This is a genomic window from Gracilibacillus thailandensis (assembly GCF_010994055.1).
Taxonomy (GTDB): Bacteria; Bacillota; Bacilli; order Bacillales; family Amphibacillaceae; genus Gracilibacillus; species Gracilibacillus lacisalsi.
Genome location: NZ_WJID01000025.1, coordinates 22,936 through 42,778, shown reverse-complemented (window position 1 = coordinate 42,778; position 19,843 = coordinate 22,936). Strand labels below are relative to the sequence as shown.

The 19,843-nt window shown below is 35.4% G+C and carries 15 protein-coding genes; 10 read left to right on the top strand and 5 right to left on the bottom strand.

Translation table 11 applies throughout. The features are described from left to right. Positions 1 to 9 precede the first annotated feature (9 nt). The 5 genes from GH715_RS09540 to cidR all read right to left on the bottom strand — a co-directional run bounded on the left by GH715_RS09540 (position 10) and on the right by cidR (position 5,571). The gene (locus GH715_RS09540; protein WP_010529479.1) at positions 10 to 1,512 is read right to left on the bottom strand and encodes a malate:quinone oxidoreductase; all 1,503 of its coding nucleotides are present in this window, start codon (positions 1,510 to 1,512) and stop codon (positions 10 to 12) included. Between the two features lie 98 nt (positions 1,513 to 1,610). After that, on the bottom strand, positions 1,611 to 3,353 hold the full coding sequence (locus GH715_RS09535) for a pyruvate oxidase (protein WP_010529478.1): 1,743 nt from the start codon (positions 3,351 to 3,353) through the stop codon (positions 1,611 to 1,613). 112 nt (positions 3,354 to 3,465) lie between these two features. Next, complete coding sequence (locus GH715_RS09530; protein ID WP_008592735.1) at positions 3,466 to 4,149, bottom strand: LrgB family protein; 684 nt, start codon at positions 4,147 to 4,149, stop codon at positions 3,466 to 3,468. Then, on the bottom strand, positions 4,146 to 4,532 hold the full coding sequence (locus GH715_RS09525; protein WP_026867301.1) for a CidA/LrgA family protein: 387 nt from the start codon (positions 4,530 to 4,532) through the stop codon (positions 4,146 to 4,148). Before GH715_RS09525 ends, GH715_RS09530 begins: the two co-directional genes overlap by 4 nt. 154 nt (positions 4,533 to 4,686) lie before the next feature. After that, positions 4,687 to 5,571 (bottom strand): cidABC operon transcriptional activator CidR, encoded by an 885-nt coding sequence (gene cidR, locus GH715_RS09520; protein WP_010529476.1) that lies wholly within the window; start codon positions 5,569 to 5,571, stop codon positions 4,687 to 4,689. A gap of 475 nt (positions 5,572 to 6,046) precedes the next feature. On the opposite strand from cidR, the gene GH715_RS09515 reads away from it, so the two are divergent. The 10 genes from GH715_RS09515 (at position 6,047) to GH715_RS09475 (ending at position 19,399) form a co-directional block, all read left to right on the top strand. After that, positions 6,047 to 7,048 (top strand): type IA DNA topoisomerase, encoded by a 1,002-nt coding sequence (locus tag GH715_RS09515; RefSeq protein ID WP_163578577.1) that lies wholly within the window; start codon positions 6,047 to 6,049, stop codon positions 7,046 to 7,048. A 5-nt stretch (positions 7,049 to 7,053) separates the two neighbouring features. Further along, entirely contained in the window at positions 7,054 to 7,278 is a 225-nt protein-coding gene (locus GH715_RS09510) for a hypothetical protein (protein ID WP_008592743.1), read from the top strand. A gap of 182 nt (positions 7,279 to 7,460) precedes the next feature. After that, positions 7,461 to 9,065, top strand: coding sequence for an LPD25 domain-containing protein (locus GH715_RS09505; RefSeq protein WP_153835202.1), 1,605 nt, complete (start codon positions 7,461 to 7,463; stop codon positions 9,063 to 9,065). Between the two features lie 90 nt (positions 9,066 to 9,155). Beyond that, entirely contained in the window at positions 9,156 to 9,236 is an 81-nt protein-coding gene (locus GH715_RS21935; protein ID WP_369405161.1) for a putative holin-like toxin, read from the top strand. Between the two features lie 506 nt (positions 9,237 to 9,742). Beyond that, on the top strand, positions 9,743 to 11,620 hold the full coding sequence (locus tag GH715_RS09500; protein ID WP_153835201.1) for an N-6 DNA methylase: 1,878 nt from the start codon (positions 9,743 to 9,745) through the stop codon (positions 11,618 to 11,620). A 27-nt stretch (positions 11,621 to 11,647) separates the two neighbouring features. Beyond that, entirely contained in the window at positions 11,648 to 11,896 is a 249-nt protein-coding gene (locus tag GH715_RS09495; RefSeq protein ID WP_031266540.1) for a hypothetical protein, read from the top strand. A gap of 43 nt (positions 11,897 to 11,939) precedes the next feature. Beyond that, complete coding sequence (locus GH715_RS09490) at positions 11,940 to 12,419, top strand: hypothetical protein (RefSeq protein ID WP_153835200.1); 480 nt, start codon at positions 11,940 to 11,942, stop codon at positions 12,417 to 12,419. A gap of 133 nt (positions 12,420 to 12,552) precedes the next feature. Continuing rightward, a complete protein-coding gene (locus GH715_RS09485) occupies positions 12,553 to 15,114 on the top strand; it encodes a type I restriction-modification system subunit M (RefSeq protein ID WP_153835199.1) in 2,562 nt (853 codons plus the stop codon). Then, positions 15,114 to 16,298, top strand: a complete 1,185-nt coding sequence (locus tag GH715_RS09480) for a restriction endonuclease subunit S (RefSeq protein ID WP_228760283.1) — start codon at positions 15,114 to 15,116, stop codon at positions 16,296 to 16,298. Before GH715_RS09485 ends, GH715_RS09480 begins: the two co-directional genes overlap by 1 nt. Positions 16,299 to 16,312: 14 nt before the next feature. Further along, the gene (locus tag GH715_RS09475) at positions 16,313 to 19,399 is read left to right on the top strand and encodes a type I restriction endonuclease subunit R (protein WP_153835197.1); all 3,087 of its coding nucleotides are present in this window, start codon (positions 16,313 to 16,315) and stop codon (positions 19,397 to 19,399) included. Positions 19,400 to 19,843: the final 444 nt, after the last annotated feature.

Here is a 19,843-nt window from a genome sequence, read left to right as displayed (position 1 = left end):
ATACAGTGGTTACTTTTCATTCTTCTTATCCACTAAACCAAGTGTTAGTGAGCTTGAAGCATAAACCGCATGAAGTAGTTCTGGATTCTCCGCCAGTGACTCACCGTAAGAAGGAATCATTTCTTTAATTTTCGGCTCCCACTCTTTTAAATATTGTGGGAAACATTTTTTGATGGCATCCAACATAATCGAAACGGAAGTCGATGCACCTGGCGAAGCGCCCAACAATGCAGCCATTGAACCGTCTTTTGAATGGATCACTTCCGTACCAAATTGAACTGTACCTTTGCCATCAGCCTCCGTATCCTTAATCACCTGTACGCGTTGTCCAGCTACCACGAGATCCCAGTCTTCACTTTTAGCATTCGGAACAAAATCTCGCAACGCTTCAATACGTTGTTCTTTTGACAACATCAGCTGTTGGACGAGATATTTGGTCAATGGAATATTCTTAGCGCCTGCTGCCAGCATGGTGATGACATTATTTGGTTTAATAGAGCCCAATAAATCCATATATGAGCCGGTCTTTAGAAATTTAGGCGAAAAACCAGCAAACGGTCCGAATAGTAATGTTTTTTTGCCTTGGATGTATCGTCGATCAATATGCGGCACAGTCATAGGCGGAGTGCCCACAGGTTCTTTGCCGTATACTTTTACATGATGTTGATCTACAACCTCCGGATTGCTACAAACCAAGAATTCACCACTTATCGGGAATCCGCCGATATGCTTGCTTTCGGGAATCTCCGTTTTTTGCAGTAAAGGTAAGGCACCTCCACCAGCGCCGATAAAAACGAAATTCGCAGTATGGTATTCAAGCATATCGTCTTCGAAATTGTGCACTTTCACTTCCCATGACCCGTTTTCCATACGTTTGATATCATCTACTGAATGATTATAATGGATATCCACATTATTTTGATTCTCTAAGTTGTCGAACAATTTGCGTGTCAGTGCTCCAAAATTAACATCTGTTCCAGAAGCGACTTTTGTTGCTGCTATATACTCTTCTGGTGCACGGCCTTCCATTATCAAAGGAATCCATTCTTTTATTCTTTCTGGGTCGTCAGAAAACTCCATCTCTTGAAACAATGGATGGTTGGAAAGTGCTTCAAATCGTTTCTCTAAAAGTTTTACATTATCTTCCCCATGGACAAAACTCATATGGGGCAATGGCTGAATAAACTCCTGTGGATTACGAATTACATTTCCATCCACCAGATGAGACCAAAATTGCTTTGAAACCTGGAATTGTTCATTAATTTCGACCGCCTTGCTTATATCCATAGATCCATCCTGTTTTTCGGTCGTATAGTTCAGTTCACATAGGGCTGCGTGTCCTGTACCCGCATTATTCCATTCATTGGAACTTTCTTTTCCTGCCTTGTCGAGCTTCTCAAACATTGTAATATGCCAGTCCGGTTCTAATTTTTTCAGAAGTGTTCCCAAAGTTGCACTCATGATTCCAGCACCAACTAGGATTACTTCTGTTGTATTTTGTCTGTTGTTCATTGTTCTCATCCTTCTTATATGATTAACTGATAAATATAGTCTGCCATTTAATGCATTAGAATATTACATACCATCTTAATGATACTAGCTTTTTATTATTATAAGAAACGTTTAATCGCTGTAGATATTGGGGGTATTTCGTCAAAGTCTAATTTCTTATCCTCTGTTACCGAACGATAAGCCCATTTAGCATAGTTCTTCGCTTCTTCAGGTACGATTTTACCTGGTAATGGCGCAGCATTTGGATCAACGTATACATTAACGACGGTTGGTTTCGTTTGTTGCATTGCAGTTTGGACGACTGTATCAATATCTTTAGGATCTTTTAATGTATATCCTATACCACCACAGCTCTCAGCGAATTTGGCGAGATCTATATCACTAAAGTCAATCCCATATTCTAATTCTCCGGCGGCTTGCTGTTCATATTTAATAAAAGATAACTGTTGATTATTTAATACGAATATGGTTATAGGCAATTGATATTGTACAGCTGTTGCGAAATCTTGCATGACCATTTCAAAGGCACCATCACCAGTGATTCCGACAACTTGACGATTGGGATAAGCAATTTTCCCAGCGATAGCCCCAGGTAATGCACATCCCATGGTTCCTAACCAACTGGATAAAAAGAATTTATTATCCACTCCAATGTTTAAATAACGTGTCGACCATACTGTTGAGGTTCCTACATCTATAGAGAATATTGTTTTATCATTAGTTGTTTTATTAATCGCGTCCATTAACCGTTCTGGACGAATGGGACTATCGTTACTTTCCCTGTCTTTTTTCATCCATCCATCCCATTTTTCTTTATTTTTTAGCATTTCTTGTAAAAATGGGCGTTCCTCAATTGGTTTGATCGTTTCATTTAAAGCAGTTAATGCTAATTTACTATCACCAATGACACCGACGTCAACATTGAAACGGTGACCAATAAGATCAGGGTCGTTATCAATTTGAATACAGTTAATATCCTTCTCAGGTAGATAATAGACGTACGGATAATTGGTTCCTGCAAGAATGAGCAAGTCAGCATCTTGCATGGCTTGATAGGAAGGTTTTGTGCCTATCTTACCAAGGTTTCCTAGATTATAAGGATGATCATCCGGTAAAATTCCCTTCGAAGGCAAGGTAATAATCGATGGGATTTTTGCTTTTTCAATAAATATGCGTAATTCTTTTTTTGCATGTTTGGTACCTAAACCAATTAACATAACAGGTTTTTTACTATTTTCAATCAGTTTTGCTGCATCTTGAATAGACTCAACTGATGGTTTCTTTGGTGCAGGTGGCTCCTTATCTATTTTTTTATCTGTATGGTCGTCAATTTTTTGAGTTAATAAATCATTTGGTAATACAAGCACAGCTACACCCTTTTTGGCATATGCAGTACGAATTGCTTCATTTACTGTTTCAAAGATAGTTTCCGGTTCCTTAATCTGTTTATTATAGACAGCAACATCTTTGAACAATTCCGTAAGATTTGTTTCTTGAAATGCTTTTGTACCGAGAACATCACTGTCAGATTGACCAGCTAATATTAATTGAGGGATGTTGTCCAGTTTTGCATCATACATTCCATTTATTAAGTGGATAGCTCCAGGGCCCCCGATACTTAATGCCACACCGATTTTACCAGTCAGTTTTGTGAAACTGGAGGCGGCCAGACTTGCTACTTCTTCATGTCTAACATGATAAAAATCAATTTCATCTTCTACAACTTTTAATCCATCAACGACCGCATCAATGGAATCTCCTGGAATTCCGTATACATGATCAATATCCCATGCTTTCAAGGCTGAGATTAATGCGTGATTTGCTTTGATTTTTTTAGGCATACATACATTTACTCCTTTATTTTTCTTGATTTAGTGTGCCAATTTGCGTATTCAATTATGCATCAAGGGATTAACGTGCACTACCGTTATTTAAAATTACTTCAACAAGGAATTAATAGAATAATGTGATGATAAAAGGCAAAAATATTGAGCTTAAAACGGCAGTGAGTATCATACCAATTGAACTAAAAGCACCAGACTCTAAATCCAGTTCAAGTGCTTTTGCGGTACCAAAGGCGTGGGATGCATTACCATAAGTTAATCCTTTGGCAATTGAGCTTTGGAAGTTACCTATCTTTATTAAAGAAGAACCTAATATGCTCCCTATTAATCCGGTTGCTATAATAAAGATAATGCTAAGTGTTTCTAATCCTCCCATTTGGTGGGATACTTGAATTCCAACTGCTGTCGTAATGGAACGCGGCAGCAATGTAACAATCATTTGTTTTGAAAATCCAAATAAATTCATAACGAAATAGATAATGATAAAATTAAGTAAAATACCAAATACCACACTGGTCATTATGACTTTAAGATTACGCATTATCATATGTCGATATTTATATAATGGGTAAGCTAGACATACAACGGTACAGTCTAAAAATTTGGAAATCCATTGGCCGCCAATCATATAATCTTTATAATCAAGGCCGCATATAATTAAAATGAAGATGATTGCCAGTGATGCAATCAGTGCCGGGTTCAGTATGGAATAGTTGAATTTGTTCTGGATATAGCGTGCAATGACATACATACATATTGTTAAAATAACCATCATAAAGCCCGTTAAAATCATGGTGAATCATGCTTTTCGTTAGGTGTCCATTTTTGCACCATTTTTTCGGCCAAATAACCAGATGCTAACGCAACAATACATGTACCTAATATGATTAAAGCGATAAATATTAAGTAATTAAGGTTGATTTGTTCAATGATGTTCATACCTCCAACTATAGAGGGAATGAAAAAGAGAGCCATTGTACCTAATAATATATTAGCCCCTTCTTGAACCCATCTTTCAGGTATCACTTTGAATTGAAGTAATAAAAAGAAAGTCGCTAACCCTACAATACTTCCGGCAATTGGTATGTGTAACACACTTTGTATCTTATTACCTAACGCGGTGATTAAAAATATTATGGAAATCTGTGACAGAATTCTAAAAAACTTAAATAACATTCGGCTTCATTCCTTATTGTCTTTTGCTTCTAAAAAATCCTTAATTCTTCCTCCCTCGTTTTGTTTACATACTCATTATAAGACGGAACATGTTATTACAAAAATAGTGGTTTGTCATAATAGATATTACGTTTATCTATGTAAGCGATATCTTCTATTTTGAATCCAGCTGTTTTTGCATAAAGTGAAGCCATTCTTTAGTGACAAAATTCATGTATTTATTGTTTTTCCATATCACACCAAGTTGCCATACAATAGATGGCGACTCGATACTAACGCTTCGAACATCGTCACTTAGCATTTCAATAATACTTTTAGGAAGGATACCAATACCAATTTGTGCAATAATCATTTGTTCAATAGAATTCCACTGAGAAATTTTCGAAACAATATGAGGTATAAAGCCCGCGCGTTTACAAGAGTCAGTTATTATGTCGTTCAGATAAAAATTTTCGTTAAATAATATAAAGCCTTCATTTTCTAGTTGTATTAAAGACACTTTTTCTTTATCTGCTAAAGGGTGATTTTTATTTACAACAAGTTTTAATTCTTCTTCGTAAAATGGAAAGGATTGAAAAAGACGATCATCAACAGGTAAAGCAGTAATTCCAACATCGAGTTCATCAATTTGAATACTTTGCTCTATTGTTTTTCCACCATTTTCGATAAGCTCATAAGTGATATTGGGATAGCAATTATGAAAATCGGCTAAAATTTTTATGAGTTTCTTAACATTCATAATTGGAGAAAGACCAATTTTGAGATGTCCAGTTTTAACCCCAAGTAAATTATCCATCACAACTGGTAAGTCTTTGTATAAATTTACAATTTCATTACATTGTTCAAAAAAGATTTTACCTGCATCTGTTAGTTTTAAACTTTTTTTGCTTCGATCAAATAAAATTAATTGCAATTCATCCTCTAAGTTTTTAATCGTTTTACTGATAGTAGGTTGGGCGATAAATAGTTTTTCCGATGCTTTAGTCATACTTCCTTGTTTTACAACTTCAACAAAATAGACCATGTGTTGTATATCCATATTATTCCTCCTGTGTTTCAGATGCTTAATGAAGATATTATCATAAAGTAAACAGGTTATGAATGGCATGGTAAATCCCTATAATTTAGGTCATCTAAATTAGTGGCGCTAGGAGACTTCCAATTTTACACTCTGGTGATACGATAGTGATTTAGCGATTAGTGAAGCCTTGGGTTACAATTAGAGTATTCAACCGATGTTATTGGGGAAGTCCTTGATGAATAAGCGTAACAAAATGATCTATGAGGCAACTTTGGCTTCAACTGATGAAATAATTTGTGGACGTAACTTGTTTGCCAAGTAATACTCATAATTCCATAAACAGTCGATTGTAATATGATGAAATTACAATCGCCCTAAATAAGCAGAAACGGGGGGGTCTACATTTATTCATTGAATACATGGATACAATGAAATAACATTGACTAATTCATACTTTTTAATATATAGGTATTGATAAGAAGAACACTATGCCATTGTTCCAACGAAACAAACGCCAAATTTTGGTGCCTTAAACGAGAAAGAAAAGAATATTTATCAAGAAGTGGTTGCAACTACCTTGGCTATGTTTGCTCCAGATTATGAATATGAGGAAACGAAGGTAGAGGTTGATGTGAAAGGGATTAACTTTGAAGCGACTGGAAAGGTTGAGAAACAATTAGGCTGGAAATTATTATTTAAAAATCAACAACAGACTAAGAAAAAAGAAACGGTATTGTCAGCAATGGAAAAAGGTCAAGCCTGTCAAGTAAATGTGGAAATAGCGGAAGGACAGACAAAACCACCCAAGTATTATACCGAGGGGCAACTTATTAATGTCATGAAACATGCTGGGAAAGAAGTAGATGATGAAGCATTGCAGCATACATTAAAAGAAAGTGAAGGTATTGGAACAGAGGCAACGAGAGCAAGTATCATAGAAACTTTAAAACACCAATTGTATATTGAGATTAGAAAGAATCAAGTAACTGTATTAGACAAAGGGAAAATACTTTGTCAGGCCGTAGAAGGAACGTTACTTGCTAGTCCGGAGATGACAGCGAAATGGGAAACGTATCTAAATAAAATTGGGGAAAATAAAGGATCGCAAGAAGTGTTTCTCGATAAAATCAAACAAATGATTGAGTCTTTAATGCAAGAAGCACCTAGGAAAATTGGTAACATGGAACAGGCATTACAACAGGTGAATGAAAAATCTTTTATTGGTGATTGTTCTTGTTGTAATCATGAAGATGGAAAAATTCAAGATAAAGGGAAATTTTATGGATGCAGCCGTTATCGGGAAGGGTGTACATTTACGTTACCGAAGAAATTCCTTGGCAAACCCATAAGTCAGACAAACATTAAAAAGTTATTGAACGGTGAAAAAACCAATTTAATCAAAGGATTTACAAGTAAAAAAGGAAAAAAGTTTGATGCGTATTTACGCTATGATCAAACCGAGCAAAAAATGACATTTGAATTCCCGAAAGGATGATCGTGATGGATATGTATGTAAATGGGGCATATAAGATGGTTGATTTAGGGTACGTAAAGGAAATTAAAGAAGCCACTATTGTTTTTATTGTCGATGCAGGGGAAATAGAAGTTGAAGTAGATGCCGTCACCAAGGATGTTATAGTAGTGATAAATCAAGCAGATGAAGAAGCGTTAATTCCATTGGATGTGAAGGAGGAAGCAGTCATCTTGGGTGGTGAACAAGCTTGAGATATGACTAAGGGGAAGCCGTTTCGTGAAAAGTACATGTAAAAAATGATGTTGATCGCTGATGTAGCGGTCTTTTTTTATTTTGTATATGAAAGATTAATAGGCTGGGAGAATAAATTGCTGATATATCTAAGGGACTTCCTGATGGGAGTTCCTTTTATTTTATGGGAGGATGATATTTCATGAAAAGAAAAACATTCGAACAAAAACAGGAAGAAGTGAAGCAATTAACAGAAACGATGAATCAGTCCATTGAATCCTATTTTGAAACACCTGAACAAATGGCCGAACATCTAGCTTTCATGATGCAGTTTTATCAATATTCATTACGAAATACAGCCTTAATTCAGAGTCAATTTAAGGGAGCGCAAGCAGTAGGAAGTTATAAGTTTTGGCAGGAAAAAGGCTTTCAAGTGCAAAAAGGAGAAAAAGCCATTCAAATTTTAGTGCCAAATAAGACGCAGCCGAAATTTAAAGATGAAAGCGGCAGATGGAAAAGTATCAAAAAGGCGACAGAGCAGGAAAAAGAATTAATCAACAAAGGGGAATTAGAGAAAAAGGGAAGTGGGTTGTATTTTGGAAAGGGCAGCGTTTTCGATGTTTCGCAAACTGATGCAAAAGCTAGTGATCTTCCAGATATTTTTCCGAATAGATGGCTGGAGGGGGGCATTGCAAACTATCAAAATATGTTTGAGGCACTGCAAAAAGTGGGAGATAAACTGGATGTGACGATTGTCGAGCCTATGGAGGAACTAGGTGCTGCTAAAGGTGCATTTTACCAAGGAATAGATGGCAGGAAAAATCATATTGGTTTAAATCCACGCAATGGCGAATTGCAAAACGTGAAAACATTAATCCATGAATTGGCCCATGCCAAGTTGCATGGTACACCCGATAAGCATTTCAATCTAACTTCAGAAGAAAAAGAATTCCAAGCAGAAATGACAGCTTATGCAGTAGCCTCGTACTTTGATATTGATACAAGTGATTATTCTTTGGGCTATCTTGCCCACTGGACACAGGGCAAGGAATTGAAGGATAAAGCGCAGTTACTCGAAGAAGTTAGGGGAGCAGCTGTTGAGTTTATGGAAACCATGGAACCTGAATTGATGAAAGAACAGGAGAAAAGCATGGAAAATGGAAAAGATGTGTTCTTACAAGCTGTTCACGACAGGAACAATCTATCAGAACTGACAGAAGTTAATAAAGCGGCGATGGATTATGTAATTGATCATAAGGAAGAAGAGCATACAAAGGGGTTATATTATTATGTGGATGGTGATGTCGTTGTCGGAGTTGATAATTCAACAGGTGAAGCTTGGACGGAGGAATTTGACCATATTGTAAAATGCAAAGCATGGTTAAAGCGATATGATTTGGATATTGAGCAGCCACAAATATTTATTGAATCAACGGAGGCACCAGAATTAGACTCTGATTCGATGATGGATTTTGCAAAAGGTAATGCATTTATGGAGAAGCTGGAGGAAAGATATCAGGATGATAATAGATACTATAAAACACGGTATAGCATTGTTTTTCCTAAGAGCAAGAATTCAAAGATGGAAGTTATTAATATGGAGCGGCTAGATGTTGGTGATGGCGAATTTTTAAATCCTCATCATCAGGCTAGTAAGGAAGGAAATCTTACTGACGAACAACAAATGATGCTTGATGATGCTGTTTATGGTCATTTGCTTGAAAGTGAAAGACTTGATATTAATGATTGGTTGAAAGGCAAAAATGAGAAGAAAAAACTACAAACAGTAGACATGGATATGATGTGAAAATCTTCATAGTTTGATATACTTGCTATTAGTGTAATAGGGCTTTCATGGGTGGTAGCTCACCCCTTTTTTGAGAAAGGGGGTGATACGATGACAGTATTCGAAGCATTGATCCTGATGATCACGTTCGCAACCTTAGTTGTAGCTATACTGTCAGAACAAAAAAAGTAACCACCCGATGAATGCCTAGCCGCATTTTGGTTGGTTACTTTTCTGACCTAAATATGTGAGCTGCCCCCTTGAAGGGCTTTTACACACGAGACCGTTCATGTTAGAGCATGGACGGTCTTTTATTATTTTATGTGCTTCTATGTATAGTATACCTTATTTTCTGTTAGAAATAAACATAACGACTTACAGAAGAAGAGATTGGTACCCCCTTTCTATGTTAGGATGGATGTTTTGCGGCGTGAAAATTGGTTGAACAAGTGTTATACATCAAAAGCCTCTATAACAAAAAACATTTTTTATCTCGAAACATTGATCTTCAATCAAAAATTTCCCCTCACATATTTTAATTCCATTTGCATGTATCACACCTAGAATAAAACTTAGTAATTAAAAACTAACTTAAAAATATTGGAATATCTATTGACAATTAAATATAAAATGAGTATGATTAATTCAAATCAATAACTTAGTAATTAAAAACTAACTAAAAAAGAGGTGCATATGCAATGAAACAAAAAGAAAGTTTATGGGAAATAGCTGATGTAATGAGAGGAGAAGCAGATTACTCCGAATATATGGAGTTAATTTTAGTAGGGGGACTCTTTTTACATCTCAGCAATGATCCACGACATGAAAAATTAATAGATATTCAGGAGGTTTTAAGGGCGGAAGAAAATGCTAAGAAAAAATTTAATGAGACCTTGAATAAGATTGAAGAAGGAATTCCTTACTTTGAAGGTGTTTTTAAAGAATTAACATATCTTGAGAAGGTAGAATCAACACAAATAACAAGATTGTTTTATACTTTGAGCTCAATGAATTCTATAGATAATTTAATTGAGGAACTAGATGAAATGATAAAAAGAATGACCCTAATTGAAGGAAGAAAAGGTGCAGAACATTATACTCCGAGATCTATTAATCAACTAGCCATTTCTATTTTAAAACCTAATGAAGGAACCATTTATGATGGAACGATGGGAATGGGCAGTGGCTTGCTTGAAGCTGCTCGCCAAACAACTAAAAGTAAATTAGACTTTTATGGTCAAGAAATCAAGGGAAATGTGTGGGCGATTACTAAAATCAGGTTTTTTGTAGAAGGTATTGAAGAAAGTTATTTAAAAAAAGGTGATGTTTTACAAAATCCAGCGTTTTTAGATAATACAAATCTTAAAAAGTTTGATTATGTTTATATGAACGCTCCGTTCTCTTTAAAATTACAAAACCATGATATCGTAACAAACGATCCATACAATCGCTTTTATTATGGAGTTCCGGCAAAGTCAAATGCAGATTTTGCATTCATTTCACATGCACTTGCGTCTATGAATCAAAATGCTAAGGCAGTTGTCGTCGCAACACACGGCACATTATTTAGAGGTGGTATAGAAGGAGAAATAAGGGAGAACATGATTTTATCAGATGTTATAGAAGCAGTCGTATCCTTACCTGCAAATCTTTATCAAAATACAGCTATACCAGTTTGTTTAGTATTATTTAATAAAAATAAAGCCGAATCAAGAAAGAATAAAATTTTATTTGTACAAGCTGAGAAACTATACACTGAAAAAAATAGATTTGCTCGATACATTTCTGGTGAAGCAATCGAAAAAATATCGACTACTATTAATGAGGGTATTGAGGTTGATGGTTTTAGTACATTTGTTAATAGAGAGGATTTATTCGAAAGCAATTTGAATACTAAAAGATATATTTTACCGAATGAAATGGAAATTGAACACTTTGGAACAGTTGCATTTGATATAAATAAAATGCAAGATATTGAAATGTTTAAACTTGAGGAGGCTGCACATTTCTTCAGGGGATATAACGTAGGTACGAAAAACAAGGAAACTAGAAATGGGAAATATAAAATCGTCCAATTAGCTGATGTTCAAGATGGCAAATTGCTATTGGACCAAGTGAAAAATTACGATATTGATAACAATGCACGTGTTGAAATGTACAAGTTAAAAAAGAATGATGTCATTCTATCAATTCGTGGAACGGTGCTAAAAGCAGCAATTGTATCAGAGGAGGTAGAAGGATTACTATTATCTCAAAACTTTATTGGGATACGTTGTAATGATCAATTACATCCAGAATATTTGAAAGCTTATTTAGAAAGTCCATTAGGAAAATATCTGCTAATGAACAGGATGTCAGGAACATCTATACCAACATTAAGTAGAAAAGATATTCAGACATTAAGTATTCCTAAATTATCGATAGAAAAACAGAAAGAAATCATGGATCAATATAATCATACTAAAAATAATATGGAAGAAGAAATAGAACGTCTGCAAAATGAATTAAAAAAATTAAAATTAACCACTTACAATGAAATGGGGATTAAAGAATTGTTCACCACAGAAGATGAATAAACGAAAGGGGAGTTTATTGTGAGGCAAATGTATTGGAAGGCCGTGATTCGATATGGACATGTAGGTAAGAAAAATGAAGTAAGTGTTGCAAGACATTTGGAATTTCCAAAAGGAACACAAATCTATGAAGTAATCAAGGTGATTTACTCCATGCCAGGGACGAAAAATAACTGTATTCAGTCGGTTTGTGAGATTACGGAAAATGAATTTCTTCAAGGTATTGAACTAGAGAAGAATAACTTTTATTTACAAAATTTATTTCAGGAAGGTGCTTAAACAGAAATCTTTTACTGTTTAATTTAAAAAGGGGGAGTATGAATTGGCTCAAATTAAAGAAACAGATTATCATCATGGTGCGCTAACTTCGGTATTAGTAAATAACGGGTATAACTTAATCTTATGGGAAACGCACGAAACTAGAAGAAGTTACAAAGTATCACAAAATAACGAGGAATTTATCATATACTCCAAATACTCATCGGGACCATCATCAAAGAGAGAAAACAAATCATTAACATGGTCTTATACTTTTACAAATGCTGAGATTGATAAAATAAGGGGGTATATGAAGGATTCCAAGAGGTCACATGTTGCTTTAATTTCTAAAAATGCTAATAATATTGGTGGAGAACTAGTTATTTTAAATGAAGAAGAATCTTTAAAATGTATTGGGGATGGATGGAATGGCGAATATCCATATATAAGTGTAGTGAAAAAGAAAAATTGCCAACTTCGTGTTTATGGAAGGGGAGTCAGTCGGGATGAAGCATTTATCCCGAAAATGAGTCTAATAGATTAGTTGGTAAAACAACATTCAGGAATGAGAGAGGGTATGAATCCATAGCGGAGTAATGCATAAAGCCAACAGAGTGTTTAAAATGAAATTAATACAAATTTTAACGAAGAGAAAACATACATAAGGAGGAATTTTGATGATTACATCAGATGAGATAAAAAGAAGGCTATGGGATGGTGCTAATAATCTGAGAGGTTCCATGGATGCAGGCCGATATAAAGATTACATGCTTGGGTTAATGTTCTACAAATTCCTAAGCGATAAAACACTGGAGACATTTGTAAATACGAGTGGTGCGAAAGGAACGGAAGCAGAGGTTGTCCAAGCCTATGAAGAAGCTTATGAAAGTTATGGCGATAGTTTAATAAAAATGATTCAAAATGTGCTTGGCTATTACGTTCTGCCGCAACACTTATATCAAACATGGTTAAAGGATATTCGTGAAGGTACATTTGAACTCGAAAAAGTAACAGAGAGCTTACAAAGCTTTGAAAGAACAGTTGCAACAACTGGAGATATTGATGATTTCAAAGGCCTGTTTTCAAGCTCAACAATTGATTTAACGGATTCTGCACTAGGAAGTAATTTAAATGCCCGTAGTAAGAACATTCGTCACTTAATTGAATTATTTGCTGATTTAAATATGGTTGCACTTCAAAAAGGAGATGTACTTGGAGATGCATATGAATATTTAATTGGTCAATTTGCGATGGAGTCAGGTAAAAAAGCTGGTGAATTCTATACCCCTCGCCAAGTGAGTGAAGTAATGGCACAAATTGTTGCTAAGACAACGCCGGTTGAGTCCATCTATGACCCTGCCGTTGGTTCGGGTTCTTTGTTATTAACGGTAGGAAAACATTTAAATGAAGAAGGAAGAAAAAGCCTTCACTATTATGGACAAGAGAAAAACACAGCAACTTACAATTTAACACGCATGAACTTATTATTGCATGGGGTTCGTCCTGAGAAAATGACGGTAAATAATGGCGATACATTGGCACAAGATTGGCCAGAGGATCCTGAACGTCCGAATGAAGGTGTTCAATTTGATGCAGTAGTCATGAATCCACCTTACTCTGTGAAAAACTGGAATCAAGAAGGATTAAAAGTGACGGATCCTCGTTTTGAAATTGCTGGTGTATTACCACCAGATTCAAAAGGAGACTACGCTTTTCTTTTACATGGGTTATTTCACTTAGGTCAACAGGGAACAATGGCGATTGTTCTTCCACATGGGGTGTTATTCCGTGGTGGTGCTGAAGGTGAAATTCGTAAACGTTTATTAGATAAAAACCATATTGATGCGGTGATTGGTTTACCTGATAAGCTATTCACGAATACAGGAATTCCTGTCACAGTCATTATTTTAAAGAAAAACCGTGCCTTAAATGAACCTGTCTTGATGATTGATGCCTCAAAATCGTTTGTCAAAGAAGGAAAGCAAAATGTGCTTCAAGAAAAAGATATAGCAAAAATCGTTGATACCTATATCGAACGTACGAATGAAAAAGGCTACAGTCACAAGGCATCACAAAAAGAAATTAAAGAAAACGAATATAATTTAAATATTCCGCGTTATATTGAGGCTATAGATGAAGAAATTGCACAAGATGTCGATGCTCATTTATATGGCGGTATACCTCTACACCAAATTGAACAATTAACGGTGTTGCATGATATGACAAAAGATGTACTTTATGATGCTCTCCAGGAAGTACGTCCAGGTTATGTAGAATTAACAGCGTCCATAGATACTTTGACTGAAGATGTTCTGGCTGATAAAACAGTGCAGAAACAAACGCAAGCCTTAAAAGAAGCTTTACACATTTACATGAATACGTACTGGGAGAAATTAAAAACAGTACACGATGTTAATGACATTGATGCACTGAAAGATGAAATGTTAACGGAAATAAAACAGTTGTTAAAACAATTCAAACACGTAAGCACATATGCTGGTTATCAGATTATTGCAGAGTTATGGGAAGATATGCTTGCAGAAGATACGGAGAAAATTGCTATCAGCGATTTTTACACCGTTGGAAGAACACGTGAAGCCAATATGGTGATAAAAGGTTCGGGTAAAACAAAACGGACAGAACAAGATGGGTGGATTGGCGCTATTGTACCGAATGAACTTATTTTAAAAGAACTTTATGCGGAGGAACTAGCGGAAGTGGAAGGGAAGGAAGAATCTTTAACATCCATTACCGATGAAATCAACGAACTGGTCGAAGCGGCAAAAGTAGAAGAAAGCGATGAAGAGGCGACATTAGGTGATGTTTTAAATGCAAGAGAAGATGATTTCACTCTTACAGCAGTTAAAGCAGAAATGAAAAATGTTGCAATAGAATCAAGTGAATATGAACTGTTGAATCAAGTGAAAAAGTTACTTGAAAAGAAATCAGCTTTGACTAAAGATATTAAAGCAAAAGAAAAAGTATTAAATGAGCAAGTAGAAGATAAGATTGAAGTTTTAACAAGTGAAGAAATTGATCAACTAATCTATCAAAAGTGGTTTGGTGATTTGACGAACAATATGACACAACTTATAGAAATCCCACTTAAAAACGAATTAGATACCTTAAAAGAATTAGAATTAAGATACGCAGATACTCTAGAAACAATTGAAAAAGAAAGTCAATCACTCGAAACACAATTTGAAGACATGCTTGATGAATTGGTGGTGACAGAGTGATGGAAGAAAAAAAATTGGTGCCGAAGAGAAGGTACCAGGGATTCACAGAAGATTGGGATAAAAGTAAATTAGAAAATCTAGCAAGTTTTTCAAAAGGGAAAGGCTACTCAAAAAAGGATTTAACAGATATAGGACATCAATTAATTTTATATGGTAGGTTATATACAAATTATGAAACTGTAATAAAGAAAGTAGATACTTATACTATAAAACAAGAAAATTCTATGCTAAGTAAAGGAAGAGAAGTAATAGTTCCATCGTCTGGTGAGACAAAAGAGGATATAGCGAGAGCATCAGTAATACTGGAGCCTAATATTATTATTGGTGGAGATTTAAATGTAATTATACCATCAAAAGAATTAGACTCCGTATTTTTAGCTTTAAATATTTCAAATGGATCATGTCAGAGCGAATTGATGAAACGTGCGCAAGGAAGTTCTGTTGTACATCTATATAATGAAGATTTAATAAGTGTTACATTATATTTCCCATGTGTTAAGGAACAACAAAAAATTGGTGAGTTTTTTAAGATTTTAGATGAACGTATTGCAAATCAAGAGCGGAAGATTGCTAAAGTCAAAGCCTTAAAAGCTGCTTATTTAACGGAAATGTTCCCACAAGAAGGCGAAACCGTCCCGAAAAGAAGATTTAGAGGATTTGAAGGGGAATGGAATGAAACTATCTTAGATAGTGTATTGGCTTATGAACAGCCGACTGATTATATTGTTGACGAAGATTCTTATGATGATAGTTATGATATACCTGTATTAACAGCAGGGCAAAGTTTCCTACTTGGATATACTAATGAAAAGCATGGTATAAAAAAAGCCGACGTAAATAATTCGGTAATAATATTTGATGACTTTACAACAAGTTCCCATCATGTTGATTTCTTTTTCAAAGTTAAAAGTTCCGCGTTGAAAATTTTAAGTTCAAATTCTAGAAAGTATTCTACTTATTTTGCGTATTTAATACTTAAAAATATTGATTACACACCGGAGAGTCATGAACGTCATTGGATTTCTATATTTTCAAATTTTGAAGTGATGACTCCCTCTATGGAGGAACAACAAAAAATCGGTGAGTTCTTCAAAAATCTTGATAACCAAATTCGGTTAGAAGAAAAGAAATTAGACAAGCTGCAAAAAATGAAAAAAGCTTATTTAGAAGAAATGTTTGTGTAGGAAGGAGTACACTAATGAGTAATCATGCTAAAACTGTGTCAGAGAAAACTTTTCAAGACAACTTTGTAAAAGAACTACAAAAGTATAAATGGAAAGCACCAACCTTTTTAGATGGGAATAAACAAAAGGTGACAGTGCAAGATTTGGTTCAACATTGGCGTGAAGAACTCAATCGTATGAACGCGGATGTCTTAGAAGGCGTGCCACTGACAGATAATGAATTTGCTCAAGTGATGGCAAAGGTTTCACAAATTGATAATAGCTATGAAGCTGCAAAGCTGTTAGCAATGGAACAGTCCACTGGAAAGATTGATGGTATTTATCGAGATGGCCATCCAGATATCACCCGTGAACAAATAACGCTAACGATTTTCAAAAAGGCACAAGTGCGTGGTGGAGACTCAAGTTATAAGGTTGCACGTGAAGTAGAATCTGTAAATGGGAATCGTTTTGATCTTGTTTTGCTTATTAATGGTTTACCGCTGATTAATATTGAACAAAAACGCACAGATAAATCGCTAGAAGAAGCGTTTAATCAGTTTAAACGATATTACGCAGATGGCGAGTATGTAAATAATTTTATGGCATTTTCACAAATGATGGTGATGACATCTGAAGTCGCAACACGTTATTTTGCAACACCAAAGTCGATTCAAGCTTTTAATCCTAGTTTTGTATTCCATTGGGCAAATAAAAATAATAAACCGATTAATCACTGGGAAGATGTCATTGGACAATTCTTAATGATTCCCATGGCACATCAAATAGTCGGTGATTACTTAGTGATTGAGGAAGCAAAAGATGCAGAAAATCAGAAACACATGCTACTGCGTCCTTATCAAGTTCATGCACTTCAAGCGATTGAAGGAGCTGCACTAGGTTGGGATAATGAAGATAAACTTCCACATGGCGGATTTGTTTGGCATACGACAGGGTCAGGGAAAACCATTACCAGTTTTAAAACGGCATTATTTCTATCAACAAGAGCAGGTTTTGATAAAGTCGTATTCCTAGTTGACCGTAAAGAATTAGATAGTAGGACAAGTGATAATTTCAAAGCCTACGCAGAATATGAATCGGTAGAAGTCGATGATACGGCACATACTTATCAACTGCGTAAATTATTAACATCTGCCATGTCTAATATTGTTGTGACAACCACTTTCAAATTAAATAACCTCGTCAAAGATTTAAAAGACGGGAAAGACGATAGCTTAGCTGATAAGAAGTTTGTCTTTATTATCGATGAAGCACACCGGACAACAATGGGTGAGATGATGGTCATAATTAGAGACTATTTCCGCAAAAATGGGTTGTTTTATGGTTTTACAGGAACCCCGCTATTCGATGAGAATAATATCTCAGGTATGGTCAATGAAAAAAGTGAACTGATTAACACAACGGAAAAACTGTTTGGGCCATTATTACATCAATACACAATCGATGAAGCCATTGCAGATAAAAACGTCTTAGGTTTCCACGTCGATTATATCAATACGGGAGAATTTGAAAGCTATGACGCACTAAGAGAAAACATTACGGATTATAAATTAGAAGAACAACCTGATTTACCAAAAAGGAAAATCGAACGTCAAGTCATGGAAATGTCTGATTTAGAAGTGGAAAAAGAAGCTAAGAAAAGTAAATTGCTCTTTTATCAGGATGAAACACACATCCCAAGAGTAGTTGAAGAAATCTTAAATAATTGGGAAGAGCAATCGCAACAAAAGGTATTCAATGCGATTTTAACCGTCGCTTTTAAACATCGTGTAATAGAATACTATGAAGAGTTTCAAAAACAGTTAGCTGCAAGAGACGATATCGAAATTAATGTAGCTATGACCTTTAGTTTTGGAACAGATGCCGATACAAATCCAACAGACCCAGAAATCATTCAAGCAATGTTTAAAGATTATGCATCATTTACAGGGATTGAATATGCTTACGGTGATAAACGTCGAGGGGAAGATGCTTATTATGACGATGTTGTGGAAAGAGCAACTCGTGGTGGCAGTGGGCGAAACCCTAAAAATATTGACCTTGTGATTGTTGCGGATCAGCTACTCACAGGGTATGATTCTAAATTTATTAATACGTTATATGTTGATCGTGCATTGGCATTACAAGGATTAATTCAAGCTTATTCACGAACGAACCGGATTTACGGGAAGGAAAAGGAATTTGGTTCCATTGTGAATTTCCAGTACCCACGAATTACCGAAGAAACCGTTAATGAAGCACTGATTTTGTATGGAAGTGGTGGAGAAAGCAGTCAGGCGATTGTCAAGCCCTATCCTGAAGCAGTCGATGAATTCGTTGATTACTCCCAGGAAGTAATGGAAATATTGAACGATCCAACTGACTGGCAAGCACTAGAAACCAATGAAGAAGCTAAAAAGGCATTTGAGAAAGTATTTAAAAAAGCAAATGGCCAATTAAATAAAATCCAGCAATATTATGAGTTTAGCTGGGTGGATGAAGCGTTTGGTGTTACGGAACATGAGTGGATGCAGTATGTCGGGGCATATCGTAACTTAACAAGAGACGATAAAGATAATCCTGAAGACGATATACCTATTTTACCACTTGGAAAAGCAAAACTAGCAGGCTCTCAAACCATTGATGCATATTATATTATTCAATTAATGGGGGAAAAAGCAACATCTACTGAAGGGGTACAGACAGTAGATGCAGAAACATTGCGTTTAATCTATCAAAACATTGAAGAATTGAGTAATCTGGGTGATTATGAACAAGCTGAATTATTAAAACGATTTGTTTCAGAGGAATTAGAACCAGGAAATGTGCCCAGTAATATTAACTTTGATGAGGCTTTTGAAAACTGGAAAAAGAAACAGTTGCACAATGAGATTTATCAAGTTTCATCTGAGTGGGGTATTAATGATGTCATACTGGAAAAAGCAGTTGAGGCATATTCTGTTGCAAAACCAGATGAGATTCCGTATATTGATGATTTAGCAAATAGTATCGACTTTGCATCGATTGAGGATCCTAAGACTAGTAACTTACTCGAACACAACATAGCCTTATCGAAAGAATTACCAGAAATTGTTTCTAAATTGAAAAAGAAATATAAATAAATTTAAACTTCTATTTAAGCTGCTTGTTAAGCATATGTATTTTATCCCTCTAGGGTTAGATGAGAGGTTCAGGGAAATGTAGAGAATCTATTTTAGGGAAGTACCAATTAGCAAATATACAATCCATTAAGGACTCTCAACGCCATTGAATTAACACCATTTTGCAATTTAGCAAAGCACAAAAAACAGCTTACAAGAAGCAGGGCATGATGTTATGTATGATAAATGAGAGAATCCAATAATTAGTTATCCATTTAACCGTTTTATAAAACCAGTGGATAATTCCACGTAACATACAAGTAGCATACAAAAGTGCCTGCAAGCCTTGATTTTACTACCTCCCTCAGTTCTCAAAACGTTAATAAACCTTATATATCAAGGGTTTGCCCTCTTTGCTCTTATGGAGCAGAGAGGGCTTTTTATGTATTTCTGAAACAACTCGCC

Coding starts and splice junctions, on each gene's coding strand:
- GH715_RS21935 (WP_369405161.1), top strand. CDS start 9,156: ATGACAGTATTCGAAGCATTGATCCTGATGATCACGTTCGCAACCTTA.
- GH715_RS09480 (WP_228760283.1), top strand. CDS start 15,114: ATGGAAGAAAAAAAATTGGTGCCGAAGAGAAGGTACCAGGGATTCACA.
- GH715_RS09535 (WP_010529478.1), bottom strand. CDS start 3,353: ATGCCTAAAAAAATCAAAGCAAATCACGCATTAATCTCAGCCTTGAAA.
- GH715_RS09485 (WP_153835199.1), top strand. CDS start 12,553: ATGATTACATCAGATGAGATAAAAAGAAGGCTATGGGATGGTGCTAAT.
- GH715_RS09500 (WP_153835201.1), top strand. CDS start 9,743: ATGAAACAAAAAGAAAGTTTATGGGAAATAGCTGATGTAATGAGAGGA.
- GH715_RS09495 (WP_031266540.1), top strand. CDS start 11,648: ATGTATTGGAAGGCCGTGATTCGATATGGACATGTAGGTAAGAAAAAT.
- GH715_RS09510 (WP_008592743.1), top strand. CDS start 7,054: ATGGATATGTATGTAAATGGGGCATATAAGATGGTTGATTTAGGGTAC.
- GH715_RS09525 (WP_026867301.1), bottom strand. CDS start 4,532: ATGTTATTTAAGTTTTTTAGAATTCTGTCACAGATTTCCATAATATTT.
- GH715_RS09475 (WP_153835197.1), top strand. CDS start 16,313: ATGAGTAATCATGCTAAAACTGTGTCAGAGAAAACTTTTCAAGACAAC.
- cidR (WP_010529476.1), bottom strand. CDS start 5,571: ATGGATATACAACACATGGTCTATTTTGTTGAAGTTGTAAAACAAGGA.
- GH715_RS09540 (WP_010529479.1), bottom strand. CDS start 1,512: ATGAACAACAGACAAAATACAACAGAAGTAATCCTAGTTGGTGCTGGA.
- GH715_RS09530 (WP_008592735.1), bottom strand. CDS start 4,149: ATGATTTTAACGGGCTTTATGATGGTTATTTTAACAATATGTATGTAT.
- GH715_RS09505 (WP_153835202.1), top strand. CDS start 7,461: ATGAAAAGAAAAACATTCGAACAAAAACAGGAAGAAGTGAAGCAATTA.